The sequence below is a fragment of the Pantoea sp. MHSD4 genome (assembly GCF_021043305.1).
In the GTDB taxonomy this organism is placed as follows: Bacteria; Pseudomonadota; Gammaproteobacteria; order Enterobacterales; family Enterobacteriaceae; genus Pantoea; species Pantoea eucalypti.
On record NZ_JAJNDH010000002.1, the window covers coordinates 645,871 to 672,283 of the forward strand.

Sequence of the window (26,413 nt, forward strand, 5' to 3'; positions counted from 1 at the left end):
CAGGCGGCGTGTTGTTTTACTGACGTACACCTTCAACTGAGATCATCAGCTGCACCTTCTGCGAAGCGGGCCCCAGATCTTTAGTGATGTTGAAATCTTTCAGTGCAATTTCCCCTTCGGCCTCAAAGCCAGCGCGGTAACCGCCCCACGGATCTTTACCTTCACCCAGCATTTTCGCCTCCAGCGTCACCGGTTTCGTCACGCCATTCAGCATCAGATTGCCGGTAATCTTCAGCTCATCACCCTCTTTTTTTACCTCTGTGGATGTAAACGTGGCCTGCGGGTTTTTACTGGTGTTCAGGAAGTCAGCGCTGCGCAGGTGCTTGTCACGTTCAGCGTGATTGGTATCGACGCTGCTGGTGTTAATCGTGACGTCGACTTTGTCTGCTGCAGGGTTCTTCTCATCAAAAGTGAAGCTGCCATCGAAATCTTTAAAGGTGCCGTAGAGCCAGCTGTAACCCAGATGCTGAATACGGAACTGAATAAACGCGTGCTGGCCCTCTTTATCGATTTTATAGTCTGCAGCATTGGCGGTCATCGAACTGAGCAGCAGGCTGGCACCGGTCATCGCCAGCAGAGTCTTTTTGAACATATTATTTATCCTTTTCAGAGGGAGAAGGGATGCGTAAACCTGACATCCGTTTTAGGGTGATATCACGATCGATAAAATGATGTTTTAACGCAGCCAGACCATGCAGTACCGAGAGGATCACAACCGTCCAGGCCAGCCAGAGGTGAATGTCGCCCGCCAGGTCAGCCTGCGCGCCTGCACCGCTGAACAGCGCAGGCAGGGTAAACCAGCTAAATACAGATATCGGTTTGCCATCGGCGGTTGAGATCAGATAGCCACTGATTAAAATGGTCAGCAGCAGGGTGTACAGCAAAAGGTGCGCAACCATTGAACTGATACGCACCAGCGGGGAATAACTGCTCAGCGGTTTTGGCGGCGGCGAAATAACACGCCACACCAGACGAACAATCAACGCCAGCAGTAGCATCACGCCAATGCTTTTATGAATTTCCGGCGCGTCGTGATACCAGCTATCGTAGTAGCCCAGGCCGACCATCCATAACCCCAGCGCAAACATGGCATAAATCGCCAGCGCCATACACCAGTGCAGCAGCACGGCAATCAGTCCAAACTGATGAGATGAATTGCGTAATAACATGATGTCGTTTCAAAAAAGAAATAATATGAAATAAGAATCTACATTATGAAATATAAAAGCAATTGCCCTTACGTTTCTATAAATTTTATTTTTTAATATGAAATGGCTGAATAAAAGGAGGTGAAGATGCGCAATATTTCTGAATGAGTTATTTGTGGCAAAGGGCTCGTCAACGAATAAGGCAGCGAATTAACCTAAAGTGCGGAATAAAACCGTGTCATTATGTCAGCAAAATTCAGTTTACGTCAGTTAATGTCAATGGGTGGCGCCCACTTTATGCCACCCATTTTCAGCGTCAGAAGCGCGAAAGGCGGAAAGGGGTCAGATCAAATGAGAACGGTTTTTTCTGAGCAAATTCTGCAGCCAGTTCACCTAATACACTGGCAAATTTAAACCCGTGTCCGCTGAGTCCGGTAATCAATAAACGGTCAGGTTCACCTGGCAGCGTATCAATAATAAAGTCCTCATCCGGGCTGAAATCGTAGCTGCAGGCTTCACCATGCAGACAGACACCCACGCCGGGTAAAAACTGACGCAGGAAACCAAAGGCTTCACTGCCATCGGCCGCGACCGCACCAAAAGGTTTACGATCCTCTGGTTGCTGCATCGGCTGCCCGCCATCATGACGCCCCACCTTCAACGCGTTGTTATCCGCCGGGAAGCCATAGAACTGGCTGCCATTCGTCATTTCCACCGTAAAGCCGGGAAACTTATTGTTTTCGCTGTAGCGACCATCAGCCTGATACCAGGCAAACACTTTTCGGGTGGGGGCCACTGGCAGGTCAGGAACTAATTTACCGACCCAGGTGCCGGCACTGACCAGCATTTTGCGACCCCGATAGATACCGTCCAGGGTGGTGACCTGCTGCAGATCGCCATCACGTCCCAGCTCGGTGACCGGACAGTTAAACAGCTGTGCACAGCCCGCCTGCTCCGCCAGCTGAATCCAGCTGCGAACCGCCTGTTCGCACTTCAGATAGCCGGAGTCCGGCTCAAAGACGCCCAGATAACCCTCAGGCACGTTAATTTGCGGCCAGCGCTTTCGCACGTCATCGGGCTGCATTACCTCAATGTTGAGTTGCCAGCGAGCGGCGCTGTCGATGACGTTCTGAATAAAAGGTGACTGAATTGGCGCAAGGTTAAGTACGCCGCTGCGATGCATAATGCGCTCACCGGCGCGCTGTTCCAGTTCATCCCACAGCGTCTGCGCTCGCAGGACCAGGGGAACGTAGCGTTCGCCTTCGCCATAAGCGTGACGGATCAATCGACTTTCGCCGTGATGCGTGCCCTGATTGTGGGGAGGATGTGCACTGTCGATCATCAGCACCGATAAACCCGCCTGGGTAGCATAGTAGCCTGCCGCCGCGCCCACTGAGCCGCTGCCGACGACGATAAGATCATAAATCATGATAACTGTGCTCTAAGAGTAAGATAATCAAAAGAATACCAGAAACAGAAACGAAAAAGGCACCCCTGAGGGCGCCTCTTTGATGCGGCAGAGATTAATGCTTATTGAGGAGTCGTTCTATCTGCTCGGCTGATTCTATCTTGGCGATGCCCGCTTCGAGTATCGAGATAAACTGCCTTGCCACATCCGTTGTCAGCCAGTAAGTAGGGCCAACATCCGCTTCTTCTTCTTTTTGATCCTGCGACGACAGCGAGTGCAGGCGGATCATCATGGCGTCATAGCTATCAACGGTACTGATATCCCAGCCCACCAGCGGATGAGTCTGAATAACGTCTTTTCTTCTGTCCATTATAACCTCCTTATTACTCGTTAAACGAAGTGCATGGTGAGGTTCAATGCGGCTTTTTTATTCCAATAGCGAAACTATTATAACAGTAAACCAGGGAATCATGAATTTAAAAAGGCCGTGAGTCAGCTTCTCACAGAATATTTGCGTTTGAAAGGCGCGGAGGAAAAAATAAAATGCCTGGCAGGCAGGCATTTTAATCACTATTCATTGGGCAGGCAAAAAGTGGCTTCAGCTACGTGAGCGTGCTTAAAGTGTCGGGCTTTCTGGCACGATGCCGCCGCCGCGTTTCTGTAGTGTTTCTGCCAGACGGGCAAAGTGCTGCTGAAGCTGTTCATCATGGTTTTGATTTTGGGCTTCCAGCGACAGATTGTGCACCAGCAGCTGACTGGCGCGATCGTCAAGACAGAAAATCAGACTGGAAAAGGCATTTTCCAGCACCGTCAAACGACGCTGTTGATCACCAATCAGTGCTAACAACTCACCAAAGGTCATCGCCTCTTCCGGTTTATCAGTAGTCATGGTGCGCACCTCCTGTTATGCGTGACGAGCGCAAGGATAGGGCATTGATCATTAAGAGTCTAGATGCAGAGAGGGGGAAGTGCGAGAGGGAAGAAAAGATAAAAAAACCGGGTGGCGACACCCGGAAAAAAAGCACAGTGGCGGTTAATCAGTAATGAACCAGTCATCAGCACTTTCCCACGTCTGCTGCAGGATTTCGCTGATCTGGTCGCGCGTCTCTTTTCCACCGCCCAGCACGCTGAGATTATTGGCACTGGCGTAACGTACCTTGACGTGATTGGTCGAGTCAGGGAACTGTTCATCAATGCGGCGCGATAATTCATCGCTTAACGCTTCAATCGCGCCAGCAGGAAGAGGTCGGGTATTGGATACGGTAATTTCAACGCGCATAATAGCCTCCGGTTAAGATACTGTATATATTTACAGTATCTGCGGGCCGGAGGCAAGTAAAATTATGCGATGCGCCAGTTCAGTGTTTCACCCGCCAGGAACGGCACCAGAGCGTGGCTGCCGAGCGCGATTGATTCAGGCACCTGCCAGGGCTCACGCACCAGCGTAATCGTTCCTTCATTCAGCGGCAGGCCGTAGAAACGCGGCCCATTCTCAGAACAGAACGCTTCGAAATGTTCCAGCGCGTTCAGCTCTTCGAAAACGGTGGCGTAAGCGGGCAATGACGTTGGCGCATTAAAGACGCCAGCGCAGCCGCAGCTGGCTTCTTTGAGATGGCGCAGATGCGGCGCAGTGTCAGTGCCGAGGAAGAATCGTGGGTTTCCGCTTGCTACCACCTTACGCAGCGCTTCCTGATGCACGTTGCGCTTAAGGATCGGCAGGCAGTAGAGGTGCGGACGAATACCGCCCACCAGCATATGGTTGCGGTTAAACATCAGATGCTGCGGGGTAATGGTTGCGCCCAGCGTCTCATCGGCGGCGGCGACATAGTCAGCGGCGTCCTGCGTGGTAATGTGCTCCATCACCACCTTCAATGCCGGAAACTGGCTGCGCAGCGGCACCATTACGGTTTCGATAAACCGGGCTTCACGGTCAAAAATATCAACGTGTGCATCGGTAACTTCACCGTGGATCAGCAGCGGCATACCGAGCTTCTGCATACGCTCCAGCACGCGGGCAATCGACGCGATGTTGGTGACGCCATGGCTGGAGTTGGTGGTGGCGTGCGCAGGATAGAGCTTGGCCGCGGTGAACAACCCCGAGGTAAAACCGCGCTCCAGCTCATCAGGATCCAGTGAGTCGGTCAGATAGCAGGTCATCAGCGGCGTAAAAGCGTGCCCGGCGGGCAGCGCCGCCAGGATACGATCGCGGTACGCTTCACCTGCCGCCACGCTGGTTACCGGCGGCACCAGGTTCGGCATGACAATGGCACGACCATTCACCGCGCTGGTATAGGGCAGGACCGTGTTGAGCATCTCATCATCACGCAGATGAATATGCCAGTCGTCAGGGCGACGCAGGGTAAGTTGCTGAGGTTGTGCTGTCATCAGTGAAGCTCCGGCAGAAGGGAAACAAAAGGCATGTTTTGGCCGGGGTCTAAGCATAAGGATTCAGGCAACCGTTTGCACCTGCTTTTTATGTCGATAAAGAAAATCCGCGCCATAAGGCGCGGAGATCGGGATTACTGTGTGAACGGAATGACCAGTTCTCCCGGTTTCACTTCCAGTCCTTTGGCAAATTTCTTCGCCAGCGACTCGCCTTTACTGCGGTCAGCACTCAGTACATAAGCAGGATTTTGATCAAAATAGCTTTTGAGTGACTGATTCAGGTATGGCGTCAGCGTTTTCATAATTGACGCCATTTTTTCCGGGGCAACCTGCGTATCGACAATCTCCAGATCGCGAAGATAGATGGCGCCCTGCTGCGGCTCATAAACCGGCTGAGCACGCATCTTCAATTGCATATCGGCCTGCTGAGGACCAAACAGTGAGGTGACGTTAATTTTTGCATTGCCGGAAAGTGTCACCTTTCCTGGCTCTTCGCGCCCAATCTGACTGGTCAGGTTGTTCAGCACAATATGCGCGTTAACCAGTCCGGATACGCCAATGTCTTTCTCATAGTTGTTATGCTTCTGCAGCGCCTGATTCACTTCCTGTTCGCTGATGGTGTATTGGGTCAGTTGATTACATCCGCTCACCAGCAGCGCAATCAACAGGGCCGTCAGCCCGAAAAATGCCTTTTTCATCGATCTTTATCCTGAATATCAGAGCCAGTAAACAGGCTATAGCCTGCCTGAATGCGGGGCGGGTGTCATCAGGAAAGGGATGAGAAACGCCGCAGCGTCTCTCATCGCGGCAGGGTTAGTGGGATATTGAAGAGAGAAGATTTACCTGGGTCTGTTTAGCCATATTATCGCGGTAGTCAGCGACCCGTGCTGGCCAGTCGATACCCGCCACCAGCGTCAGTGAGCGCAGCAGTGGAAAGAGATTAAAATCATCTTCTGACAGCTCGCCGTTCACCGCATTGGGCTGTTCGATTAATTTGTCCAGCTTGCGCAGATCCTGGCTGACATTTTTAATCAGCCCGGCCGAGTGACTTTTCAGCGCGTCAAAATCACCGATGCTTGCCTGCTTTTTGGTGCGGAAATAGTCACGCGCCTCCGGGGTAGCGAATTCGGCAAACGCCGACTCAGCAATGCGCGGCAGTAGCAGTTTGTTGACATAGCTATTCATATGACGCAGCCAGTCAGCGATTGCCGGATTCAGCGCGCCGGTAATCAGCGGCTCGCGATCCTGCTGATCGACATAATGCACAATATCCATACTCTCAGGCATCGCGCTGCCATCCTGCTTCTGCAGAATCGGCGCCATTTTCTGCCCAATCAGCCGGTTCGGCGTCTCCTCGTCGTCGTTTAGCATCACCACCAGCTCAACCGGTTTGTTCTTCAGGCCAAAAATCATTCGCGCTTTAACGCAGAAAGGACAGTGGTCATAGATATAGAGCTTCATCCTGATCTCCCGGGTTTCAGAGGGTTATTGTTAAACAGAACGAATCAATTCTTTCTGTTTTCGGGCGTGTGAAAAGTATGGAAGAGATTACTCAACAGGGCAAACTCACCTGGCAGAGGCATCACAGGAACCGCCGCTTAAACCAGCCATTCTGATGAATGAAAGCGGTGATAACAGAGCAAAATCAACCTCTTTATGGCGAAAAAGCTGTAACGTTTTACCGCAGCCCAGGCGACGGTTATAGTGAAAGCCGGTTAATGACGGCTCATCTTCATCAGCCATTGATTTCAGGAGTCAGGATGTTTGGCTATCGTTCTGCCGCGCCCAGGGTGCGATTAACCACCGATAGACTGGTGGTCCGTCTGGTTCACGAACGTGATGCCTGGCGAATGGCAGATTACTATTCGGAAAATCGCCAGTTTTTAAAACCCTGGGAACCGGTGCGCGATGACAGCCACTGCTATCCCTCAGGGTGGCAGGCAAGGCTCGGACTGATTTCGGACATGCATAAGCAGGGTTCCGCCTTCTATTTTATTCTCATGGACAGCGATGAAACCGAGGTGCGGGGCGTGGCGAATTTCAGCAACGTGCTGCGCGGATCGTTTCACGCCTGTTACCTTGGCTATTCACTGGGTGAAAAGTGGCAGGGACAAGGGCTGATGTTTGAGGCGTTGCAGGCGGCTATCCGCTATATGCAGCGCCAGCAGCATATTCATCGCATCATGGCGAACTACATGCCGCACAACCAGCGCAGCGGCGATCTTCTGGCGCGACTGGGTTTTGAGAAAGAGGGATACGCGAAAGATTATCTGCTAATTGATGGGCGCTGGCAGGATCACGTGCTGACAGCGTTAACTCTGCGGGAATGGACGCCTGACCGGCGTGGATAATGATGAGGATGCGAGCATGAAGATGGTTTTATCGGCGCAGGCGTTGCGCGTACTGGGCTGTCTGCTGGAGAAGCAGGTCACCACGCCGGAGCAGTATCCGCTGTCACTGAATGGTGTTGTGGTTGCCTGTAATCAGAAATCGAATCGCGATCCGGTCATGGAGCTAAGCGAAAGCGAGGTTCAGAATCAGCTCGATCTGCTGGAAAAACGGCATCTGATCACCGCCAGCAGCGCCGCCGGGCAACGGGTAGTGAAATATGAGCAGCGTTTCTGTAACTCTGCGTTTGGTGCGCTGAAGCTCAACAGCGCGGAAGTCGCCCTGCTGACGCTGCTGCTGCTGCGCGGGCCACAAACACCTGGCGAACTGCGTACCCGCAGCGGTCGTCTGCATGAGTTCAGTGACGTCAGCGAGGTCGAGCAGACGCTGGAAGGCCTGATGCAGCGTGACGACAGTGCACAGGTGATGCGCCTGGCGCGAGAGCCGGGTAAGCGTGAAAGCCGCTTTATGCATCTGCTGAGTGATGAGAGCGATCAGCCGCAGGCCGCTGACGCGCCGGAAGAGCAGGGCGACCTGGCGACGCGCATTACCCTGCTGGAGCAGCAGGTCGCGGCGCTTCAGGCCCAACTCACCCAACTGCTGCAAACGGAGCGCTGAAATGACACTACGTATTGGTGTGGTGGGATTAGGCGGTATCGCGCAGAAAGCCTGGTTGCCTGTGCTTTCTGCAGCAACAGACTGGACGCTGGTGGGCGCATTCTCCCCGAATCAGGCCAAAGCCCGCCCAATCTGCGACAGTTATCGCATCTCAAATTTTGGTTCGTTAAATGATTTAGCGGCTGCCTGCGACGCGGTCTTTGTCCACAGCAGCACCGCTACGCATTACGACGTGGTCAGGGCACTGCTGCTGGCCGGAAAAGATGTCTGTGTGGACAAGCCGCTGGCTGAAACTCTGGAGCAGGCTGAGTCGCTGGTGGCGCTGGCGGAAAAACGTCAGCGTAAACTGATGGTGGCGTTTAACCGTCGATTCGCGCCGCGCTATCAGCAGCTGCGGGCGAAGATGACCGACGCTGCCTCTCTGCGGATTGAAAAGCATCGCAGCGATAGCGTCGGGCCACAGGATCTTCGCTTTACCCTGCTCGACGATTACCTGCATGTGGTGGACACCGCACTCTGGCTGGGCGGCAAACCGTTTCGCCAGGTTCAGGGACGTATCGACACCAACGAACAGGGACAGATGCTCTATGCTGAGCACCATTTCAGTGTTGAAGGATTAACGATCTCCACCAGCATGCACCGCCGCGCAGGCAGTCAGCGCGAGCGGGTCAGTGCGGTATGTGACGGTAAGTGCATCGACATCAGCGAGATGCGCGACTGGCACGAAGAGCAGAGTGATGGCCTGATAATTACGCAGCCACCCGCCTGGCAGAGCCATCTTGCTCAGCGCGGTTTCAGCGGCGCGGCGCACCATTTCATTGACTGTGTACAAAATCAGACGAAGCCTGAAACCAGCGGTGAACAGGCGCTGATGGCGCAGCGTGTCGTGGAAAAACTGTGGCGCGAGGCCACCCGCGAATAACGCCTTGTAACACTCCGTGCTGGTCATTTCCCTCTGTGGCAGTAGACTGTCGCCGGGCATCCTCAGGTGCCCGCGCTAATTCTCCTTTTTTGCTGATTCTTTTCAGGATGCGCCGTCAATTATGAATTTGTTGAAATCGCTGGCAGCGGTCAGTTCTATGACCCTGTTTTCCCGCGTACTGGGCTTTGCCCGTGATGCCATTGTGGCGCGGGTGTTTGGCGCCGGAATGGCGACCGATGCGTTCTTTGTTGCGTTTAAACTGCCCAATCTGCTGCGGCGTATTTTTGCTGAAGGTGCATTTTCTCAGGCTTTCGTGCCGATTCTGGCTGAATACAAAAGTAAGCAGGGCGAAGAGGCGACCAGACTCTTCCTGGCTTACGTCTCGGGCCTGCTGACGCTGGCGCTGGCGCTGGTCACCGTGGCGGGCATGATCGCTGCGCCCTGGGTCATCATGGTCACGGCGCCCGGCTTTGCTGACAGTCCCGATAAGTTCGCGCTGACCAGCTCGCTGCTGCGGGTAACCTTCCCCTACATTATGCTGATTTCGCTGGCGTCGCTGGCGGGTGCGGTACTCAACACCTGGAACCGTTTCTCGGTGCCAGCCTTTGCGCCGACTCTGCTGAACGTGAGTATGATTGGTTTTGCGCTGTTTGCTGCGCCGCACTTCCATCCACCGGTGATGGCGCTGGCCTGGGCCGTGGTGGCTGGCGGCGTACTGCAACTTGGCTATCAGCTGCCGCACCTGAAGAAGCTGGGGATGCTGGTGCTTCCCCGCCTGAATCTGCGTGATGCGGGTGTCTGGCGGGTTATGCGTCAAATGGGGCCTGCCATTCTGGGCGTTTCTGTCAGCCAGATTTCCCTGATCATCAATACCATTTTCGCCTCGTTCCTGGTCTCAGGTTCAGTCTCCTGGATGTACTATGCTGACCGTCTGATGGAGTTTCCCTCTGGTGTGCTCGGCGTGGCGTTGGGCACTATTCTGCTGCCATCGCTGGCTAAAAGTTTTGCCAGTGGCAACCATGATGAATATTCCCGACTAATGGACTGGGGTCTGCGCCTGTGCTTCCTGCTGGCCCTGCCCAGCGCCGTAGCCCTGGGTATGCTCTCCGGCCCGCTGACCGTGGCACTGTTTCAGTACGGTAAATTTACCGCTTTTGATGCATTGATGACGCAGCGTGCCCTGATTGCTTACTCTGTCGGCCTGATGGGACTGATTGTGGTTAAAGTGCTGGCACCGGGCTTCTATTCCCGTCAGGACATCAAAACGCCGGTTAAAATCGCGATTATTACTCTGATCATGACGCAGGTAATGAACCTGGCGTTTATTGGTCCGCTGAAACATGCCGGTCTGTCACTGTCGATTGGTCTGGCAGCCTGTCTCAATGCGTCGCTGCTTTACTGGCAGTTGCGTAAGAAGAATATCTTTAACCCGCAGCCAGGCTGGAGCAGCTTCCTGATCCGCCTGCTGGTCGCGGTGGTGGTCATGGCTGGTGCACTGTTCGCCATGCTGCAGTGGATGCCCGCATGGGAGCAGGGCCCGATGCTGTGGCGACTGCTGCGTCTGGCGGCGGTCTGTGCAGTTGGCGGCGGGGCCTATTTCCTGGCGCTGGGGCTGCTGGGCTTCCGGTTGCGCGACTATGCTCGGCGCACGGCTGTGTAAGGTTTGCAGCCATGAGAAATTCAATGTGCAGGGAACGGGGGCATAGGAGGAAAGCGTCCCACGCCATGGACAAAAACGCCGGGAGCGTTTTTGAACAACGCGAAGCGTTGGCCCGGCAACGGGCGCACCTCAGGGATGAGGTGCGTAATCGCGTGGGCCGAGCGTGTCATGGATGACAGCTTTTGCGTCTTTCCGATCTGACCCGGTTCCCTGTACAGGCACAATCTCAAAGCGAATCGTGATAAAGAAAATAACGCACCAATAAAAAAATCCCGCACCTGGCGGGATTTTTTACGCTACTTTTCGACTCAGGCTTTACGGCTTAACGTCGCCTGGCCTTTACCCATCCCATCCGGGCCATAAAAGGCCTGCGTCTGATGCGGCTTCAGCACTTCAAGTGCATTTTCGGTGTAACGAATCTGATGTTGCAGCAGCAGGCCATTGTGGACATTGGCATCCTGCAGACGACGGGAATGCTGCTGGATCGTATCCCAGCGGCGAGCCATGTCGTTCTGACCACGATAAGGTGCTGATGTCGCCTGACTCTGTTCAGCGGCGCGACGCATCTCATCCAGATAGTTGAGCGTACTGAGCAGCGCGCTTTTATCTTCGGTGATACGCTGCAGCAGGTTGCTGTTAATGCTGCCCGCTGCCAGCTGCTGCTGCTCTTCTTCCAGCACGGCTGACAGCGATGCCAGCACGTCCTGCATCTTATCTAATGTGGTCTGCAAATTACTCATGGGAATTAGTTACCCTCTAAATACGCCTTGGTGTCGGCAATCAGCGCATCGGCGATTTTGCCGGTATCCATCTTCAGTTCGCCATTACGAATGGCGGTTTTCAGTTGTTCAACGCGCTCGACGTTAATATCTTTGCTGCTCGGCTGCATCAATTGCGCCTGCGCGCTGCTCAGGCTGACCTGGGCTGCTGCAGGGGTCGTGGCGGCTGCCACCGGGCTGGCGCTCTGGCGCACTTTGCTGTTACCGGACTCACTGCTATCGCGGCTCTGTACGGTGCTGGCGGGTTTCAGCGGTTGCGTTCTGTCAATGCTCATATTCGGGCTCCTGTACGGTCAGGGGGAAGTCTGCCACCTGAATCATAATAGCGTTATCGCTTTGTTGATTCTTCTATCGGCAGCACTTAGGGCTTCTTTAACACTTTACAGCGTTATAAGAATATTCCCATCCTCCCGGACCTTACCGCTGACAACCTGGCCATTTCCCATCCGGACACGGACCGACTGCGAACGGGCGGCATTGTTCAGCGCCTTGCCCTCACCGCTGGCGTCAAATCCATCACCGCTGGCAATCACCATCACATTCTGACCCGCCTTAACCCGCCACGGCTGACGCAGCGTGGACGGATTAATCGGCTGTCCGGGCTGGATATCGCGCAGCACCACAGCATCGGCGACCGAGTCCGCATTCAGCAGGGCGCGGGCGGGCAGGGTGTCCAGGCGGCCGGTCTGCAGCGTGAAATCACTCTCGCTAACGCTACTGCCCTGACTCAGCAGCCGGTTCGCCACCAGATAAGAGCCGGTGACCTGGACCTGTACCTGGATATAACGGCGATTCTCACCGCAATTTGCCGCCACGCTCATATTGCCCCACAACCGGCTGTTGCCGGGCAGCGTGAACTGTGGCGCCTCACAGGCTGGCCACTGTTCTTTCGGCGTGCGAACCACTACGACCATGCCAGCAGCATGCTGGGCGTCACGCGCTTTAAAAAATTGATTCAGTTGTGCATTGAGATCCCCGGCAGAAGCTGGCAGGGCAATCACGACCAGCAGACTGGTCAGCAGGGTCAGATATCGACGCATTGTGCATTTCCTCACTGATGATGGCGACGAGTGTAACCTTTAAGAAAAATCCTCAATTGTCAAAATAGCGGCCATTTAAGTCGCTATTCAGACGATGACGTCTTGCTTTTTCAAATTAAGCTGCGAGCTCGAAATTCTCATACGCGGAGGAAACATGCTCGACAAACTGGATGCGGCGCTGAAATTTGGTACGGAGGCCCTCAACCTGCGTGCTCAACGTCAGGAGATCCTGGCGTCAAATATTGCCAACGCCGATACCCCTGGATATCAGGCCCGGGATATCGACTTTGCAAGCGAGCTGAGTCGGGTGATGTCCAATGGTCGTGCGGAAGGCAGCAGCATGGCGCTAAAAGTCACGTCAGCCCGGCACATTGAAGCACAGACAAACGGCGCACCATCGATGGATATGCTTTATCGCATTCCCGATCAGCCTTCTGCCGACGGCAACACCGTAGATATGGACCGTGAGCGTACGCAGTTCGCGGATAACAGCCTGAAATATCAAACCGACCTCACCCTCATCAGCAGCCAGATCAAAGGCATGATGAGCGTGTTACAAGGGCAATAATTATGGCCTTGCTGAATATTTTTGACATTGCCGGCTCAGCGATGACCGCGCAATCACAGCGATTAAACGTCAGTGCCAGTAACCTGGCGAACGCCGACAGCGTCACCGGCCCTGATGGTAAGCCTTACGTGGCTAAGCAGGTGGTCTTCCAGACCGATGCGGCACCCGGCTCCGCCACCGGCGGTGTGAAAGTGGCAAAGGTCGTGGATGATCCCACACCCGCGAAGCTGGTGTATGACCCGGGCAATCCCATGGCTGATGCCAAAGGCTACGTGAAGATGCCGAACGTGGATGTGGTTTCTGAAAGCGTCAACACCATGTCGGCGTCACGCAGTTACCAGGCCAACGTTGAAGTGCTCAACACCGTGAAGTCGATGATGATGAAAACCCTGACCCTTGGGCAATAACGGAGAAAATTTATGGCTATCGCGGTAGGCGTTAACGACAAGCTGGACCCCACGGTTCTTAGCTCTTCTAACACCAGTGGCACGGGCAACAATGCACAGGATCTGCAGAACCAGTTCCTGACCATGCTGGTGACGCAGTTAAAGAACCAGGATCCTACGAATCCTATGGATAACAGCCAGCTCACCACGCAGCTGGCACAGATCAATACCCTGAGCGGCATTGAAAAACTGAATACCACGCTGGGATCGATCTCCGGCCAGATCAACACCAGCCAGTCACTGCAGAGCTCCACGCTGATTGGGCATGGCGTAATGGTCAATGGCGGACAGATTCTGGTTGGCAAAGGCACCACGACGCCATTTGGCGTTGAACTGGCCTCTGCCTCAACCGGCGCAACCGCCACCATTACAGATGCCAATGGCTCGGTAATCAACACCGTCGATCTGGGCGCGCTGAGCGCGGGTGTGCACACCTTCTCGTGGGACGGCAAGCTCACCGATGGCTCTGTCGCGCCAGATGGTAAATACAGCGTTGCGATTGCCGCAAGCAATGGCAACACACAACTGGTGGCACAACCGCTTAACTACGCCTACGTCAATGGGGTGAGTACAGCGAACAACACCACAAAACTGGATCTCGGCACCATGGGCTCCGCCACCCTTGACGACGTACGTCAGATTCTCTGATTAACCTGTAGACAGGAAACAAACACATGTCATTTTCCCAAGCGGTCAGCGGCCTTGGTGCTGCTTCAAGTAACCTTGATGTCATCGGTAACAACATTGCTAACTCCGCCACTGCGGGCTTTAAATCGAGCACCATCGCGTTTGCCGATATGTTTGCCGGTTCTAACGTTGGCCTCGGCACCAAAGTCGCTGCGGTAATCCAGAACTTTAACGATGGCGCGACCACCACCACCAGCCGTGGCCTGGACGTTGCGCTGAGCGGTAACGGTTTCTTCCGTATGACCGACAGCAGCGGCGGCGTCTTCTATTCACGTAATGGCCAGTTAACGCTGGATGCCAACCGTAACCTGGTCAACACCCAGGGTCTGAACGTGACCGGCTATCCGGCCAGCGGTTCACCGGCTACCATCCAGGCAGGTGCTAACCCGGTTGCACTGCGTATTCCTACTGAGCAGATGCCCGCCCGTGCGACTACCACTGCCGGTCTGGTTGCCAACCTGAACTCAACGGATACCACGCCATCCGTGCCTACCTTCTCGACGGCGAACGCGGACAGCTACAACAAGAAAACCACGGCCACCGTGTTTGACTCGCAGGGTAATGACCACGCGCTCGACATGTATTTCGCGAAAGACACCGCCAGCAACAGCTGGACCGTGCGCACCATTGATGCCAATACCGGCCTTTCAGCGGGCGATTTCAGAATGGCGTTTGACACCAGCGGTAAGCTGACCAGCGTCTCTAAACTGAATGCAAACGGTACGGTAGCGAGCACCACCACCGATGGCACTGTTGGCCTGACGTTGAACGTGGGCGGTGCCAATGGCGCGGTCGCCAATCAGCCCATCACTATGAGCATGCTGGGCAGCCTGCAGCAGAACACTGGCGCCACCAACTTTGGCAGCCCGACCCAGGATGGTTATGCCCCTGGCGATCTGACCAGCTACGCGATTAATAATGATGGCACCATCACTGGCAGCTACTCAAACCAGAAAACCCAGTTGCTGGGTCAGATCGTCCTGTCGAGCTTCTCGAACCCGGAAGGTCTGCAGTCGAAAGGCGATAACGTCTGGCAGGCGTCAAGCGCATCCGGTCAGGCAGCCATTGGTCTGGCTAACACCGGCACCTTTGGTTCACTGACCGCCGGCGCACTGGAATCTTCCAACGTCGACATGAGTAAAGAGCTGGTGAACATGATCGTGGCGCAGCGTAACTATCAGGCGAATGCGCAGACCATCAAAACTCAGGACCAGATTCTCAACACGCTGGTTAACTTACGTTAATTCGCTAACAGGATTGCCATATGGATCACGCGATATATACCGCGATGGGCGCGGCCAGCCAGACGCTGGATCAGCAGGCGGTGACCGCCAGCAACCTCGCCAACGCCTCTACACCGGGTTTTCGTGCGCAGCTGAATGCGCTGCGCGCAGTGCCGGTGAGTGGCTGGTCGCTGCCGACCCGTACGCTGGTCGCCGCCTCTACACCCGGCGCCGACATGAGTCAGGGCGCGATGGATTACACCGAGCGTCCGCTCGATGTGGCGGTGCAGCAGGATGGCTGGCTGGCGGTACGCACCGCTGACGGCAGCGAAGCCTACACGCGTAACGGCAATATGCAAATCAGTCCGACCGGTACGCTGACGGTTCAGGGCAATCCTGTGATGGGCGATGGCGGTCCGATTGTGATCCCGCAGGGTACGGAAATCACCATTGCTGCTGACGGTTCGATCACCGGGCTGAATGCCGGTGATTCCCCGAACGCCACGGTCCAGCTGGGCAAGCTGAAGCTGGTCAGGGCAACCGGGCAGGAGCTGCAGCGCAGTGATGACGGCATGTTCCGTCCTACTGCGTCGACGCAGGCGACCCGCGGAGCCGCGTTACAGGCGGATCCCACCATGCAGGTTATGCCTGGCGTACTGGAAGGCAGCAACGTCAAACCGGTAGAAACCATGGTCGATATGATCGCCAACGCCCGACGTTTTGAGATGCAGATGAAAGTCATCACCAACGTCGACGAAAATGAACAAAAAGCCAACCAGCTCCTGAGCATGGGCTGAGGCACGAGGATAACAACATGATTCGTTCTTTATGGATCGCTAAGACCGGTCTTGATGCGCAGCAGATGAACATGGACGTCATTGCCAACAACCTGGCAAACGTCAGCACCAACGGCTTTAAGCGTTCACGTGCCGTGTTCGAAGACCTGATGTACCAGACCATGCGCCAGCCGGGCACCCAGTCATCAGAACAGACGACGCTGCCATCGGGTTTGCAGATTGGTACCGGTGTCCGTCCGGTGACGACGGAGCGTCTGCATACTCAGGGCAACCTGTCGCAGACCAGCAACTCGAAAGATATCGCCATTAATGGCCAGGGTTATTTCCAGATTCAGATGCCGGATGGCACCTCGGCTTATACCCGTGACGGCGCGTTTCAGGTTGATCAGAACGGCCAGCTGGTGACCAACTCCGGCTTCCCGGTGCAGCCAGGCATTACCATTCCCGCTAACGCCACCAGCATTACGGTGTCGCGTGACGGTGTGGTCAGCGTGACGCAGCAGGGTCAGGCTCAGGCCGCGCAGGTTGGTCAGTTAACCCTGAGCACCTTTATGAATGATGCCGGTCTCGATAGCGTGGGTGAAAACCTCTACAAAGAAACACAGGCATCGGGCGCACCGACAGACAGCACCCCAGGCCAGAACGGCGCGGGTCTGCTCTATCAGGGCTACACCGAAACCTCAAACGTTAACGTAGCGGAAGAGCTGGTCACCATGATCCAGACGCAGCGTGCCTACGAAATCAACAGCAAGGCGATCAGCACTTCCGATCAGATGCTGGCGAAATTAACGCAGCTTTAAACCCGAACAGGGCCAGCCCGTGCTGGCCTGAATGACAGACATTAATAAGGTCGTGACACCGTGGCGAAGCAACAGATTCTCAAGCCTGGACATTGGTTAGTCGCCTCGTTGCTGCTAACTCTTAACGGATGTGCTCTGGTCCCGCGTACCCCGCTGGTCGAAGGTGCAACCACAGCGCAACCTATGCCGTCCGCGCCACCGGTGGTCAACGGCTCCATATTCCAGGGCGTCGCGCCGCTTAACTACGGCTATCAGCCGCTGTTTGAAGATCGTCGTCCGCGCAACATCGGCGATACCCTGACCATTACGCTGCAGGAAAACGTCAGCGCCAGCAAAAGCTCCTCGGCCAGTGCCAGCCGCGATGGCAGCAACAGCCTGGGTATAACCGGGGTGCCGACTGGTCTGGCCGGTCTGGTCGGTGCAGGTGGCGAAAAAGCCAATCTCAGCGCCGAAGGCAAAAACGATTTCGCAGGTAAAGGCGGCGCATCTGCCAATAATACCTTTACCGGCACCATTACCGTCACCGTGGACCAGGTATTGTCAAACGGCAACCTGCACGTGGTGGGCGAAAAACAGATCGCCATTAATCAGGGCACGGAGTTCATTCGCTTCTCGGGCGTGGTCAATCCGCGCACCATCAGCGCCAGTAACGCCGTGTTATCTACCGCTGTCGCCGATGCACGTATTGAGTACGTCGGAAATGGTTATATCAATGAGGCGCAGACCATGGGCTGGTTCCAGCGTTTCTTCCTGAACATCTCGCCGATGTAAGAGGTTTCAATGAAAAAGTTAACGCTGTTACGCGCCGGGCTGGCGCTGCTGCTGGGCGTCAGCCTGCTGGCCAAAGCCGATTTGATTCGTGATTTAACCACGGTACAGGGCGTGCGTGACAACCAGCTGCTGGGCTACGGCCTGGTGGTGGGTCTGGATGGCACGGGTGACCAGACCACCCAGACGCCATTTACTACGCAGACAGTGAGCAACATGCTGTCACAGCTGGGTATTACCGTGCCTGCCGGCACCAACATGCAGCTGAAAAACGTGGCGGCCGTCATGGTCACCGCCAAACTGCCTTCGTTTGCCCGTCAGGGACAGACGCTGGATGTGGTGGTCTCCTCGCTGGGTAACGCCAAAAGCCTGCGTGGTGGCACGCTGTTAATGACGCCGATGAAAGGGGTTGATAACCAGGTTTACGCGCTGGCGCAGGGTAATATTCTGGTCGGCGGTGCCGGTGCATCAGCAGGCGGCAGCAGTGTTCAGGTTAACCAGCTGAACGGTGGACGTATCACCGGCGGGGCAACCGTAGAGCGTGAACTGCAGAGCAACTTTGGTACGCAGAACACCATCAACCTGCAGCTTAACAGCGAAGATTTCTCAATGGCACAGCGTATTGCTGATGCAATCAACGCCCGTGGCGGTTACGGCGCGGCACAGCCGCTGGATGCCCGTACTGTGCAGATCCGCGTGTCACCTAATAATGGTGCGCAGGTGCGCCTGCTGGCTGAGATCCAGAACATTAATGTGTCGATTCCGGTAGAAGATGCCAAAGTGATCATCAACTCCCGTACCGGCTCAGTCGTTATGAACCGTGAAGTGACGCTGAATCAGTGTGCGGTAGCCCAGGGCAACCTGTCGGTGACGGTTAACCAGCAGCAGAACGTGAGTCAGCCTGATACACCGTTGGCCGGTGGTCAGACGGTCGCGACGACGCAGACGCAGATCGATCTGCGCCAGACCGGCGGTGCGCTGCAACGTGTTAACGCCAGCGCCAACCTGAATAACGTGGTGCGTGCACTGAATGCGCTGGGTGCGTCACCAATCGAACTGATGTCGATTCTGCAGTCGATGCAGAGTGCCGGCTGTCTGCGTGCCAAACTGGAAATTATCTGATGGCTGACATGCAATCTCTGACAAGTTCGGCTTTTGACAGCCGCTCCCTGAATGAACTGAAACGCCAGGCCAGCAACGATCCGAAAGCACATGCGTTGCAGGTCGCGCGTCAGGTCGAAGGGATGTTTGTACAAATGATGCTGAAGAGTATGCGCGAGGCGTTGCCGCAGGACGGGATTATGGGCAACGAACAGACCAAACTTTTCACCTCAATGTATGATCAGCAGATTGCACAGGAGATGGGTAAGCGCGGCCTTGGCCTGGCGGAAACCATCGTCAAACAGATGCAGCCTGCCACCGCGCCGGATGAAAAAGCCGGTACGGTGCCGATGAAGCTGGATAACAGCTTTATTCTCAGCACTAGCGGGGCAAAACCCATGGCCGCGGAGCAGCTGGAGCAGATTGTGCGTAAGGCGATGCCGCGTCTGCCGCCGGTTGCGTCACCCACAGGCCTGCCCAGCGACAGCCGCGAGTTCATCGCTCAGCTGACGCAACCGGCGCAGGCTGCCAGTCAGCAGAGTGGCATTCCGCATCACCTGATTCTGGCGCAGGCTGCGCTGGAGTCGGGCTGGGGCCAGCGTCAGATCCTGACCCGCGACGGCAAACCGAGCTACAACGTGTTCGGGATTAAAGCCAGCGGCGACTGGAAAGGCGACACCACCGATATCATGACTACCGAATATGAGCAGGGTGAAGCGAAGAAAGTCCGTGCCAGCTTCCGTGTCTACAACTCTTATTTCGAGGCGCTGACTGACTACGTCAAACTCCTCACCAAAAACCCACGCTATGCGGCGGTGACCAACGCCACATCCGCGGAGCAGGGCGCGCAGGCATTGCAGGCGGCAGGGTATGCCACCGATCCGAAATATGCGCAAAAGCTGGTGGGAATGATTCAGCAATTCAAAAGTATGGGTGACAAAGTCGTCAAAGCGTACAGCCAGGATATGGGTGACCTGTTCTGATCATTGCGCCTCAAGTTTCACTTAAGCAAGCCGATAACATCCCTATAGCCAGATGCGTTTTCGCCTGCTGGCGCCCACTTTGATGTCTGCCAGCCCGGTTAACGGGGGAACGTAAGGAACCGAGATGTCCAGCATAATTAACTCCGCGATGAGCGGACTGAGTGCCGCGCAGGCCGCTCTGAGCACCACCAGTAACAACATTTCCAATTACACCGTGGCGGGCTATTCTCGTCAGACCACGGTGCTGGCGCAGGCAAACAGTACCCTGCAGGGCAACAGCTATTATGGTAACGGCGTGAATATCACCGGTGTACAACGTGAATATGATGCATTTATTGCCACGCAGTTACGCGGTTCCAGCGCGAGCTACAGCGCAGTAAGCACCCAGCACAGCCAGATTTCAAACATTGACGATCTGCTCTCGACCGCGACGACCAGCCTGTCAACCTCGCTGCAGGGCTTCTTTACCAACCTGCAGAACGTGGTCAGCAATGCCAACGATCCGTCAGCACGTCAGTCAATGCTCAGCAACGCGCAGGGTCTGGTCAGCCAGTTCCAGACCTCGGCGCAATACCTGAACAATATGCAGAACAGCGTCAATGCAGACGTCGGTTCCAGCATCAAGCAGGTCAACACCATTACCAGCCAGATCGCCGATCTTAACAAGCAGATTGGCAAACTGAGTACCGCTAACGGTGCCGCTCCTAACGATCTGCTTGATAAGCGTGATCAGCTGGTGAATACCCTGAATAACGTAGTTGGCGTCACAGTGTCGCAGCAGGATGGCGGCTACACGGTCTCCATGGCGAATGGCCTGACGCTGGTAAACGGCGACAAATCTCACGATCTGGTGGCGATGCCTTCCAGCAGCGATCCGACACGCACTACTATCGGCTATGTCGATAAACAGGCGGGCAACGTCGAGATTCCGGAAAAGCTGATCACCACCGGCTCGCTGGGCGGTCTGCTGGCATTCCGTAGTCAGGATTTGGATCTGGCGCAGAACCAGCTGGGTCAGTTAGCGGCTACGTTTACTACCAGCTTTAACGATGTTCACAAGCAGGGCTTCGACAGCAACGGCGATCAGGGCGTTGATTTCTTTAATATCGGCAGCCCGCTGGTGGTAAGCAACAGTAAAAACAGCACCGCCGCCTCCGTTACCGCTGAGTGGACCGATACCAGCGCGCTGAAAGCGACCAACTATAACGTCAGCTTTGACGGTACTAACTGGAGCGCCACCCGTGCCTCTGACAGCACCGCTGTGACCATTGCACAGGTTAAAGACGCCAGCGGCAACACCACGCTGAGCTTTGATGGTTTGAAGCTGACCGTTCCCGGCACGCCTGCACCGGCTGCTAAAGACAGTTTTCTGGTGAAGCCGGTCCAGAACGTGATCAACGACATGTCCGTCGCGATCACCAATGAATCTCAGGTCGCTGCTGCCGGTGCCGTTGGCGGTGAGAGTGATAACCGCAATGCGCAAAAACTGCTGAGTCTGCAGGATGCGAAGCTGGTCGGTGGCAACGCCACGCTGTCGCAGGCTTACGCGGCTATCGTCAGTACCGTGGGTAACAAAACCAGTTCACTGCAGACCACCAGCGATACACAGAAAAGCGTGGTCAGTCAGCTGACCCAACGTCAGCAATCGGTCTCAGGCGTAAACCTTGATGAGGAGTACGCTAACCTGACTAAATATCAGCAATATTACATGGCTAATGCGCAGGTGCTGCAGACCGCCAGCACCGTGTTTAATGCATTGATCAATATTCGCTAAGGGCAGGAGATAACATGCGAATCAGTACAAATATGATTTTTGAGCAGCAGGTGCGTGGCATCACTGACTCACAGGCCTCCTGGCTGAAATCAGGCGAGGAGCTCTCCAGCGGCCGCCGTGTGAATAATCCTTCGGACGATCCCATTGCGGCGTCACGTGCTGTGGTGTTGTCACAAACCCAGCAGCAGGGCAAGCAATATGCGCTGGCGCGCACCTTTGCCGATCAGGGCCTGTCTCTGGAAGAGAATACGCTGAAAGGTGTCACCGATGGGATCATTGCGGCGCAGGGGCTGATCGTTAACGGTTCAACCGGTACCCTGAGCGACAGTGACCGCGGATCGATTGCCACTCAGCTGGAGGGCATTCGCGCTCAGTTACTGAACCAGGCAAACAGCCAGGATGCCAATGGCCGCTATATTTTTGCCGGTTATAAAACCGACAGCGCGCCGTTTGTTGACACGGCAGGCACCGGCGTCAGCTACACAGGCGGTACCGAGGCAATCACCCAGAAGGTCGACACCAGCCGAACCATGACCGTAGGGCATACCGGTGACAATATCTTTATGTCGATTTCCGGTAACGCTAAAAAAGAGCCGGATGGCAGCGCCAGCGAAACCAATGTGTTTACGATGCTGGACAGTGCCATTGCTGCATTGAAAGTGCCGCAGGATGATGCAGACGCTGCAACCAAACAGACCTTCCAGGATGCGATGGATAAAACCAACCGTGGCCTGGGTAACTCGCTGAATAATGTTTTAACGGTACGTTCTGAGATTGGTACTCAGCTTTCAGAGCTCGATACACTGAATGCACAGGGCGATGACCGCAGTGTGATCTATAACTCGCAGATGAGTGACCTGGTTAACGTAGATTTAACCGAGGCGGCGTCCAGCTATACCATGAAGCAGACAGCCCTTCAGGCGTCGTACAAGACCTTTACTGATATGTCCAAGATGTCACTGTTCCAGATGAATTCGTAGTCTGACCTGAAATTTTAGGCGTACTTTAACCGGATGCGCTTACTTTTCCCCACTCTCCCGTTAAAGGAGGGTGGGATTTTTTTTGCCTGCGATTCGGTTGATGGCGGGCGGGAACATTAGCTTTTAAACCAGGTTCTGTGACAGCGGAAAATAATTCGCATGGTTATCCTGCTTTCACGTATTCACCGCACGGACTCCGGAATCACCCACCACAGCCCAATAGCCCAATAGCCCAACAGCCTACCTGCCGAAATGCCGGAGTAAACCTTCGTTGTTGCCTGAAGAGACCCCTGCAGAGACTGTTTATCCGTAATCCGGCTGGCGGGCAGAATTGCAGCCATAAAAAAACCCCGGCTTTAAGGCCGGGGTTCGGTTCACAACAGCTTATGCGTTACGGCTTGGTTGCCGGTGCAGTGGCCTGATGGGTGGCGCTATGCGCTCCTGCAGAACCGCGACCGTCGAACTCATACGGTGCACGCACCCAATCACTGTGCGGAGCCGGTTCTGACTGCCAGACTGGCGCAGGCGCTTTGGTCATTGGCGCAGAAGCAAAATGCTTCCAGCGTGTACCGTCGTTCGGTACAGCTGCAGCTGCTGGCACAGATGCGTCGGCAGGCAATGACACTGCAGGTTCGGTCGCCTTCACAGGTTCCGCCGGCGCGATATCACGTGCAGCAACCGGAGCATGAGGTTCACGAACCGGTGCTGTTTCAGCCTCTGCTGCGACTGGCGCATTCAGCACTTCTTCAACCTCGGCTGCGATCTCTTCACTGACATCAGTGGCTGACTGCTCAGTAACGTCCGCAGGCTGTTCAACCTCTGATGATTGTGCAACCTCTGCAGGCTGTACCGTCTCAACAGCAGGTGTCATAACCGGCGCTTCAGTGACGGGTTCAGCAGGCACGGCTTCAGCCGCGACAGCGTCTGCTTTCACTTCATCGGCAGCTGGAACCACAGAAGGCTGTTCGTCAACCGGGGCGTCAATAGCACGGGTATCATCAGTGTTGACGACCGGCACTGGCGTTTCTGCCTGCGGCTCAGCATGCTGCACTGGCGCGTCCTGCACACCCGATTCCACAGCGGCAGCCACGGGCAGGGCATGGGTAGCCACTGCTGTTTCTTCCGCGCTGTACGCGGGTGTCTGGTGTGTCACATTCTGCACCTGCTCTTCGCTGGCCTGGCTCACCGGATAGCGAATCCAGACTTTACCAGAGGCCATCTCGGGAGACGCTGCTGCTGCGGCCAGAGGCATGGCTGACTGCGTCGGGTAACGCTCATCACGGTAACGACGACGACGCTGTCCGCTCACACGCAGATGGCGTGGCGAACGACGTGAGCGACGTGGCATATTGGCGTTATCACGGTTGTCGCTGTCATCCTGTTCGTCACTCTGCTGGGCCTGGAACTCAGGCTGCGGCTGTGCAACTTCAGCTGGCTGAGGCTGACGCACTTCGGCAGGCTGGACAAAGTCGCTGGCTTCGGCTGGCATAGGTTGACGATTATCATCAACACGCACCTTCTGGTTCAGCTGACGCGGCTTACGACGCGGCATAACCTGTACGCGCTCATCATCCTGCACCTCGGTCGCGTCCGGGGCTTCTGCGACCACTGCTGGCTGCTCAGCTACTTTGGCGGCTTCTTCACCGGCGCGTTTCTCTTCCTGACGACGACGCTGACGTTCAGCGCGCTGTTCACGGCGCTGTTGCTGCTGCTCATCACGCTGCTGGCGCGCTTCTTCGCTCAGTGCCGGACGCTCTTCGCGTACTTCACCTGACTGAGACTCACGCTTGTTGCGACGGTTGTTATTATTGCCCTCGCGCGGCTCACGATTTTCACGTGGCTCGCGGCTTTCGCGCGGTTCACGGCTCTCACGCGGTTCACGACTTTCGCGAGGCTCACGGCCCTCACGCGACTGTGCGTTATCCCCGTTACGCGGCGTACGCTCACGACGATTGTTATTGCGACGGTTGTTATTGTTGCTGCGTCGTTCGCCACGACCGTTGTTGTTTTCCTGCTCACCTTCAGGCGCTTTTTGCGGTTCAGCAACCTCAGCGGTCACAGGTTTAGCAGCAGGCGCTTCTTCGCTGGCAAACATTTTTTTCAGGCCGCCAAGCAGACGCCCGAAGAAACCGGTGCTGGCCGTCGCAGGTGCAGCCACCGCAGGTTTAGCTTTTGCCGCTGGCTGAGCTTCAGCACGCTGCGCTTCCGGCTCAACTTCTACCGGAGCCGGCGGTGCATCAGGCATCACAAACGCGGCCAGAGCAGGCTGCTCAGGACGACGACGCTCTGCATACTCTTCTTCCGACGGCATCGCCATTTCGGCTTCGTGCAGCTTCGGCAGATGATAACTCAGGGTCTGGGTCTCTTCGCCTTTACGTACGCGCAGCACGGAGTAGTGCGGGGTCTGCATCTTGTCATCAGGAACGATGATTGCCCGCACGCCGCCCTGGCGTTTTTCAATCGCGTTGACCGCTTCACGTTTTTCGTTCAGCAGGTAGGAGGCAACCTGAACCGGAACAATAGCGTGAACTTCTTTGGTGTTGTCTTTCAGTGCTTCTTCTTCAATCAGACGCAGAATCGACAAAGCAAGTGACTCGTTATCACGGATGGTGCCGGTGCCGCTACAGCGTGGGCAAACGTGATGACTGGATTCACCTAATGATGGGCTCAGGCGCTGACGGGACATCTCCAGCAGGCCGAAACGCGAAATGTGGCTGATCTGAATACGGGCGCGGTCCTGACGAACAGCTTCGCGAAGACGGTTTTCAACTGCGCGCTGATGGCGTACCGGCGTCATATCGATATAGTCGATAACGATCAGGCCGCCCAGGTCACGCAGGCGCAGCTGACGGGCGATCTCGTCAGCGGCTTCAAGGTTAGTGTTGAACGCCGTCTCTTCGATGTCACCGCCGCGCGTTGCGCGTGCTGAGTTGATATCGATCGCGGTCAGCGCTTCAGTGCTGTCGATGACAATCGAGCCACCGGAAGGCAGGCGGACTTCACGCTGGAAAGCGGATTCGATTTGCGACTCAATCTGATAATGGCTGAACAGCGGGATTTCACCGGTGTAGAGCTTAATTTTGCTGCTGAAGTCCGGACGGCCCAGCGCAGCAATATGCTGACGCGCCAGTTCCAGAACCTTTGGATTATCGATAAGAATTTCACCGATGTCCTGACGCAGATAGTCGCGGAAAGCGCGGACAATCACGTTACTCTCCTGATGAATCAGGAACGGAGCAGGACGGTTTTCAGCGGCTTTCTTGATCGCTTCCCAATGCTTAAGACGGAAGCTTAAATCCCACTGCAGCGATTCGGCCGATTTGCCTACGCCGGCGGTGCGGACAATCAGTCCCATGCCTTCCGGCAGGTCAAGCGCCGACAGCGCTTCTTTTAATTCGGTACGGTCGTCACCTTCGATGCGGCGAGAGATACCGCCTGCACGTGGGTTATTCGGCATCAGGACCAGGTAGCTGCCCGCCAGAGAGATAAAGGTGGTCAGCGCAGCGCCTTTGTTGCCGCGTTCTTCTTTATCAATCTGAACAATAACTTCCTGGCCTTCACGCAGTACGTCTTTAATATTCGGACGACCATGCGCGTTATAGCTGGAGGGGAAGTATTCGCGGGAGATTTCTTTTAACGGGAGGAAACCGTGACGCTCTGCGCCGTAATCGACAAACGCAGCTTCAAGGCTGGGTTCAATGCGCGTGATTTTACCTTTGTAGATGTTGGCTTTTTTCTGTTCGTGTCCAGGACTTTCAATATCCAGATCGTACAGACGCTGACCGTCAACCAGGGCAACGCGCAACTCCTCCTGCTGAGTTGCGTTTATTAACATTCTTTTCATCGTGACTTACTCGTTATTCTTTCATGAGTGATTACAGCTGCGGGCATAATTACCCTGGACGAGTATCAACCGATGGCCCCGTGACTTAGTGCAA

General features: G+C 55.3%; 28 protein-coding genes. 15 read left to right on the top strand and 13 right to left on the bottom strand.

Annotated features, from left to right (window positions below; all coding sequences use genetic code 11):
- Positions 1 to 16 precede the first annotated feature (16 nt).
- From LQK91_RS09865 to grxB, 9 genes are all read right to left on the bottom strand, one after another.
- A complete protein-coding gene (locus tag LQK91_RS09865) occupies positions 17 to 592 on the bottom strand; it encodes a YceI family protein (protein WP_003849916.1) in 576 nt (191 codons plus the stop codon).
- Position 593: 1 nt separating this feature from the next.
- Complete coding sequence (locus tag LQK91_RS09870) at positions 594 to 1,169, bottom strand: cytochrome b (protein ID WP_003849915.1); 576 nt, start codon at positions 1,167 to 1,169, stop codon at positions 594 to 596.
- 295 nt (positions 1,170 to 1,464) lie between these two features.
- Positions 1,465 to 2,577, bottom strand: coding sequence for an N-methyl-L-tryptophan oxidase (solA, locus tag LQK91_RS09875; RefSeq protein WP_008925919.1), 1,113 nt, complete (start codon positions 2,575 to 2,577; stop codon positions 1,465 to 1,467).
- A gap of 94 nt (positions 2,578 to 2,671) precedes the next feature.
- On the bottom strand, positions 2,672 to 2,926 hold the full coding sequence (bssS, locus tag LQK91_RS09880; protein WP_003849911.1) for a biofilm formation regulator BssS: 255 nt from the start codon (positions 2,924 to 2,926) through the stop codon (positions 2,672 to 2,674).
- Between the two features lie 246 nt (positions 2,927 to 3,172).
- Entirely contained in the window at positions 3,173 to 3,445 is a 273-nt protein-coding gene (locus LQK91_RS09885) for a hypothetical protein (RefSeq protein ID WP_003849909.1), read from the bottom strand.
- Between the two features lie 144 nt (positions 3,446 to 3,589).
- Positions 3,590 to 3,835, bottom strand: a complete 246-nt coding sequence (gene dinI, locus LQK91_RS09890) for a DNA damage-inducible protein I (protein WP_003849907.1) — start codon at positions 3,833 to 3,835, stop codon at positions 3,590 to 3,592.
- A 62-nt stretch (positions 3,836 to 3,897) separates the two neighbouring features.
- Positions 3,898 to 4,941: a dihydroorotase gene (gene pyrC, locus LQK91_RS09895; protein WP_003849906.1), complete on the bottom strand. Its 1,044-nt coding sequence runs from the start codon at positions 4,939 to 4,941 to the stop codon at positions 3,898 to 3,900.
- Between the two features lie 134 nt (positions 4,942 to 5,075).
- Positions 5,076 to 5,639 (bottom strand): lipoprotein, encoded by a 564-nt coding sequence (locus tag LQK91_RS09900; RefSeq protein ID WP_003849904.1) that lies wholly within the window; start codon positions 5,637 to 5,639, stop codon positions 5,076 to 5,078.
- A 115-nt stretch (positions 5,640 to 5,754) separates the two neighbouring features.
- Complete coding sequence (gene grxB / locus LQK91_RS09905; protein WP_003849902.1) at positions 5,755 to 6,402, bottom strand: glutaredoxin 2; 648 nt, start codon at positions 6,400 to 6,402, stop codon at positions 5,755 to 5,757.
- Between the two features lie 299 nt (positions 6,403 to 6,701).
- Here grxB and rimJ point away from each other — a divergent pair, with 299 nt between their 5' ends.
- The 4 genes from rimJ to murJ all read left to right on the top strand — a co-directional run bounded on the left by rimJ (position 6,702) and on the right by murJ (position 10,529).
- Positions 6,702 to 7,292 carry a ribosomal protein S5-alanine N-acetyltransferase gene (gene rimJ, locus LQK91_RS09910; protein ID WP_003849899.1) on the top strand — a complete coding sequence of 197 codons (591 nt, stop codon included), beginning with the start codon at positions 6,702 to 6,704 and terminating at the stop codon, positions 7,290 to 7,292.
- 16 nt (positions 7,293 to 7,308) lie between these two features.
- Positions 7,309 to 7,947 carry a DUF480 domain-containing protein gene (locus tag LQK91_RS09915; RefSeq protein WP_008925922.1) on the top strand — a complete coding sequence of 213 codons (639 nt, stop codon included), beginning with the start codon at positions 7,309 to 7,311 and terminating at the stop codon, positions 7,945 to 7,947.
- Between the two features lies 1 nt (position 7,948).
- Positions 7,949 to 8,869, top strand: a complete 921-nt coding sequence (locus LQK91_RS09920; protein ID WP_008925923.1) for a Gfo/Idh/MocA family protein — start codon at positions 7,949 to 7,951, stop codon at positions 8,867 to 8,869.
- 121 nt (positions 8,870 to 8,990) lie between these two features.
- Positions 8,991 to 10,529, top strand: a complete 1,539-nt coding sequence (gene murJ / locus LQK91_RS09925; protein WP_105099319.1) for a murein biosynthesis integral membrane protein MurJ — start codon at positions 8,991 to 8,993, stop codon at positions 10,527 to 10,529.
- Positions 10,530 to 10,837: 308 nt separating this feature from the next.
- On the opposite strand, the gene flgN is transcribed toward murJ, so the two are convergent.
- The 3 genes from flgN to flgA all read right to left on the bottom strand — a co-directional run bounded on the left by flgN (position 10,838) and on the right by flgA (position 12,348).
- On the bottom strand, positions 10,838 to 11,269 hold the full coding sequence (gene flgN / locus LQK91_RS09930; RefSeq protein ID WP_003849895.1) for a flagellar export chaperone FlgN: 432 nt from the start codon (positions 11,267 to 11,269) through the stop codon (positions 10,838 to 10,840).
- Between the two features lie 5 nt (positions 11,270 to 11,274).
- The gene (flgM, locus tag LQK91_RS09935; protein ID WP_003849894.1) at positions 11,275 to 11,583 is read right to left on the bottom strand and encodes a flagellar biosynthesis anti-sigma factor FlgM; all 309 of its coding nucleotides are present in this window, start codon (positions 11,581 to 11,583) and stop codon (positions 11,275 to 11,277) included.
- Positions 11,584 to 11,688: 105 nt separating this feature from the next.
- Positions 11,689 to 12,348 carry a flagellar basal body P-ring formation chaperone FlgA gene (gene flgA, locus LQK91_RS09940; RefSeq protein ID WP_008925924.1) on the bottom strand — a complete coding sequence of 220 codons (660 nt, stop codon included), beginning with the start codon at positions 12,346 to 12,348 and terminating at the stop codon, positions 11,689 to 11,691.
- 154 nt (positions 12,349 to 12,502) lie between these two features.
- Here flgA and flgB point away from each other — a divergent pair, with 154 nt between their 5' ends.
- The 11 genes from flgB (at position 12,503) to flgL (ending at position 22,475) form a co-directional block, all read left to right on the top strand.
- Positions 12,503 to 12,916 (top strand): flagellar basal body rod protein FlgB, encoded by a 414-nt coding sequence (gene flgB / locus LQK91_RS09945; protein ID WP_003849889.1) that lies wholly within the window; start codon positions 12,503 to 12,505, stop codon positions 12,914 to 12,916.
- Positions 12,917 to 12,918: 2 nt separating this feature from the next.
- The gene (gene flgC / locus LQK91_RS09950; protein ID WP_003849888.1) at positions 12,919 to 13,323 is read left to right on the top strand and encodes a flagellar basal body rod protein FlgC; all 405 of its coding nucleotides are present in this window, start codon (positions 12,919 to 12,921) and stop codon (positions 13,321 to 13,323) included.
- 12 nt (positions 13,324 to 13,335) lie between these two features.
- A complete protein-coding gene (gene flgD, locus LQK91_RS09955) occupies positions 13,336 to 14,010 on the top strand; it encodes a flagellar hook assembly protein FlgD (protein ID WP_003849885.1) in 675 nt (224 codons plus the stop codon).
- Between the two features lie 26 nt (positions 14,011 to 14,036).
- On the top strand, positions 14,037 to 15,293 hold the full coding sequence (gene flgE / locus LQK91_RS09960; protein ID WP_003849884.1) for a flagellar hook protein FlgE: 1,257 nt from the start codon (positions 14,037 to 14,039) through the stop codon (positions 15,291 to 15,293).
- 20 nt (positions 15,294 to 15,313) lie between these two features.
- Positions 15,314 to 16,069 (top strand): flagellar basal body rod protein FlgF, encoded by a 756-nt coding sequence (locus tag LQK91_RS09965; protein WP_008925926.1) that lies wholly within the window; start codon positions 15,314 to 15,316, stop codon positions 16,067 to 16,069.
- 17 nt (positions 16,070 to 16,086) lie between these two features.
- The gene (gene flgG, locus LQK91_RS09970) at positions 16,087 to 16,869 is read left to right on the top strand and encodes a flagellar basal-body rod protein FlgG (RefSeq protein ID WP_003849881.1); all 783 of its coding nucleotides are present in this window, start codon (positions 16,087 to 16,089) and stop codon (positions 16,867 to 16,869) included.
- Positions 16,870 to 16,929: 60 nt separating this feature from the next.
- A complete protein-coding gene (locus LQK91_RS09975) occupies positions 16,930 to 17,640 on the top strand; it encodes a flagellar basal body L-ring protein FlgH (protein WP_008925927.1) in 711 nt (236 codons plus the stop codon).
- 9 nt (positions 17,641 to 17,649) lie between these two features.
- Positions 17,650 to 18,759, top strand: coding sequence for a flagellar basal body P-ring protein FlgI (locus tag LQK91_RS09980; RefSeq protein WP_003849879.1), 1,110 nt, complete (start codon positions 17,650 to 17,652; stop codon positions 18,757 to 18,759).
- Entirely contained in the window at positions 18,759 to 19,721 is a 963-nt protein-coding gene (gene flgJ / locus LQK91_RS09985) for a flagellar assembly peptidoglycan hydrolase FlgJ (protein WP_003849878.1), read from the top strand. The genes LQK91_RS09980 and flgJ overlap by 1 nt, the downstream gene beginning before the upstream one ends.
- Before the next feature lie 124 nt (positions 19,722 to 19,845).
- Positions 19,846 to 21,495: a flagellar hook-associated protein FlgK gene (gene flgK / locus LQK91_RS09990; RefSeq protein WP_105099318.1), complete on the top strand. Its 1,650-nt coding sequence runs from the start codon at positions 19,846 to 19,848 to the stop codon at positions 21,493 to 21,495.
- Positions 21,496 to 21,509: 14 nt separating this feature from the next.
- Positions 21,510 to 22,475 carry a flagellar hook-associated protein FlgL gene (flgL, locus tag LQK91_RS09995; protein WP_105099317.1) on the top strand — a complete coding sequence of 322 codons (966 nt, stop codon included), beginning with the start codon at positions 21,510 to 21,512 and terminating at the stop codon, positions 22,473 to 22,475.
- A gap of 391 nt (positions 22,476 to 22,866) precedes the next feature.
- Here flgL and rne read toward each other — a convergent pair whose 3' ends face one another.
- A complete protein-coding gene (rne, locus tag LQK91_RS10000; protein WP_105099316.1) occupies positions 22,867 to 26,319 on the bottom strand; it encodes a ribonuclease E in 3,453 nt (1,150 codons plus the stop codon).
- Between the last annotated feature and the right edge of the window lie 94 nt (positions 26,320 to 26,413).

Bases quoted from the DNA above. Each gene is read 5' to 3' on its own strand.
- murJ (WP_105099319.1), top strand. From the start codon at position 8,991: ATGAATTTGTTGAAATCGCTGGCAGCGGTCAGTTCTATGACCCTGTTT.
- LQK91_RS09980 (WP_003849879.1), top strand. From the start codon at position 17,650: ATGAAAAAGTTAACGCTGTTACGCGCCGGGCTGGCGCTGCTGCTGGGC.
- flgE (WP_003849884.1), top strand. From the start codon at position 14,037: ATGTCATTTTCCCAAGCGGTCAGCGGCCTTGGTGCTGCTTCAAGTAAC.
- flgJ (WP_003849878.1), top strand. From the start codon at position 18,759: ATGGCTGACATGCAATCTCTGACAAGTTCGGCTTTTGACAGCCGCTCC.
- LQK91_RS09915 (WP_008925922.1), top strand. From the start codon at position 7,309: ATGAAGATGGTTTTATCGGCGCAGGCGTTGCGCGTACTGGGCTGTCTG.
- LQK91_RS09885 (WP_003849909.1), bottom strand. From the start codon at position 3,445: ATGACTACTGATAAACCGGAAGAGGCGATGACCTTTGGTGAGTTGTTA.
- LQK91_RS09920 (WP_008925923.1), top strand. From the start codon at position 7,949: ATGACACTACGTATTGGTGTGGTGGGATTAGGCGGTATCGCGCAGAAA.
- dinI (WP_003849907.1), bottom strand. From the start codon at position 3,835: ATGCGCGTTGAAATTACCGTATCCAATACCCGACCTCTTCCTGCTGGC.
- flgD (WP_003849885.1), top strand. From the start codon at position 13,336: ATGGCTATCGCGGTAGGCGTTAACGACAAGCTGGACCCCACGGTTCTT.
- flgL (WP_105099317.1), top strand. From the start codon at position 21,510: ATGCGAATCAGTACAAATATGATTTTTGAGCAGCAGGTGCGTGGCATC.
- flgK (WP_105099318.1), top strand. From the start codon at position 19,846: ATGTCCAGCATAATTAACTCCGCGATGAGCGGACTGAGTGCCGCGCAG.
- rne (WP_105099316.1), bottom strand. From the start codon at position 26,319: ATGAAAAGAATGTTAATAAACGCAACTCAGCAGGAGGAGTTGCGCGTT.
- LQK91_RS09870 (WP_003849915.1), bottom strand. From the start codon at position 1,169: ATGTTATTACGCAATTCATCTCATCAGTTTGGACTGATTGCCGTGCTG.
- solA (WP_008925919.1), bottom strand. From the start codon at position 2,577: ATGATTTATGATCTTATCGTCGTCGGCAGCGGCTCAGTGGGCGCGGCG.
- flgB (WP_003849889.1), top strand. From the start codon at position 12,503: ATGCTCGACAAACTGGATGCGGCGCTGAAATTTGGTACGGAGGCCCTC.
- pyrC (WP_003849906.1), bottom strand. From the start codon at position 4,941: ATGACAGCACAACCTCAGCAACTTACCCTGCGTCGCCCTGACGACTGG.
- flgA (WP_008925924.1), bottom strand. From the start codon at position 12,348: ATGCGTCGATATCTGACCCTGCTGACCAGTCTGCTGGTCGTGATTGCC.
- flgG (WP_003849881.1), top strand. From the start codon at position 16,087: ATGATTCGTTCTTTATGGATCGCTAAGACCGGTCTTGATGCGCAGCAG.
- rimJ (WP_003849899.1), top strand. From the start codon at position 6,702: ATGTTTGGCTATCGTTCTGCCGCGCCCAGGGTGCGATTAACCACCGAT.
- LQK91_RS09965 (WP_008925926.1), top strand. From the start codon at position 15,314: ATGGATCACGCGATATATACCGCGATGGGCGCGGCCAGCCAGACGCTG.
- flgM (WP_003849894.1), bottom strand. From the start codon at position 11,583: ATGAGCATTGACAGAACGCAACCGCTGAAACCCGCCAGCACCGTACAG.
- flgC (WP_003849888.1), top strand. From the start codon at position 12,919: ATGGCCTTGCTGAATATTTTTGACATTGCCGGCTCAGCGATGACCGCG.
- bssS (WP_003849911.1), bottom strand. From the start codon at position 2,926: ATGGACAGAAGAAAAGACGTTATTCAGACTCATCCGCTGGTGGGCTGG.
- LQK91_RS09865 (WP_003849916.1), bottom strand. From the start codon at position 592: ATGTTCAAAAAGACTCTGCTGGCGATGACCGGTGCCAGCCTGCTGCTC.
- grxB (WP_003849902.1), bottom strand. From the start codon at position 6,402: ATGAAGCTCTATATCTATGACCACTGTCCTTTCTGCGTTAAAGCGCGA.
- flgN (WP_003849895.1), bottom strand. From the start codon at position 11,269: ATGAGTAATTTGCAGACCACATTAGATAAGATGCAGGACGTGCTGGCA.
- LQK91_RS09900 (WP_003849904.1), bottom strand. From the start codon at position 5,639: ATGAAAAAGGCATTTTTCGGGCTGACGGCCCTGTTGATTGCGCTGCTG.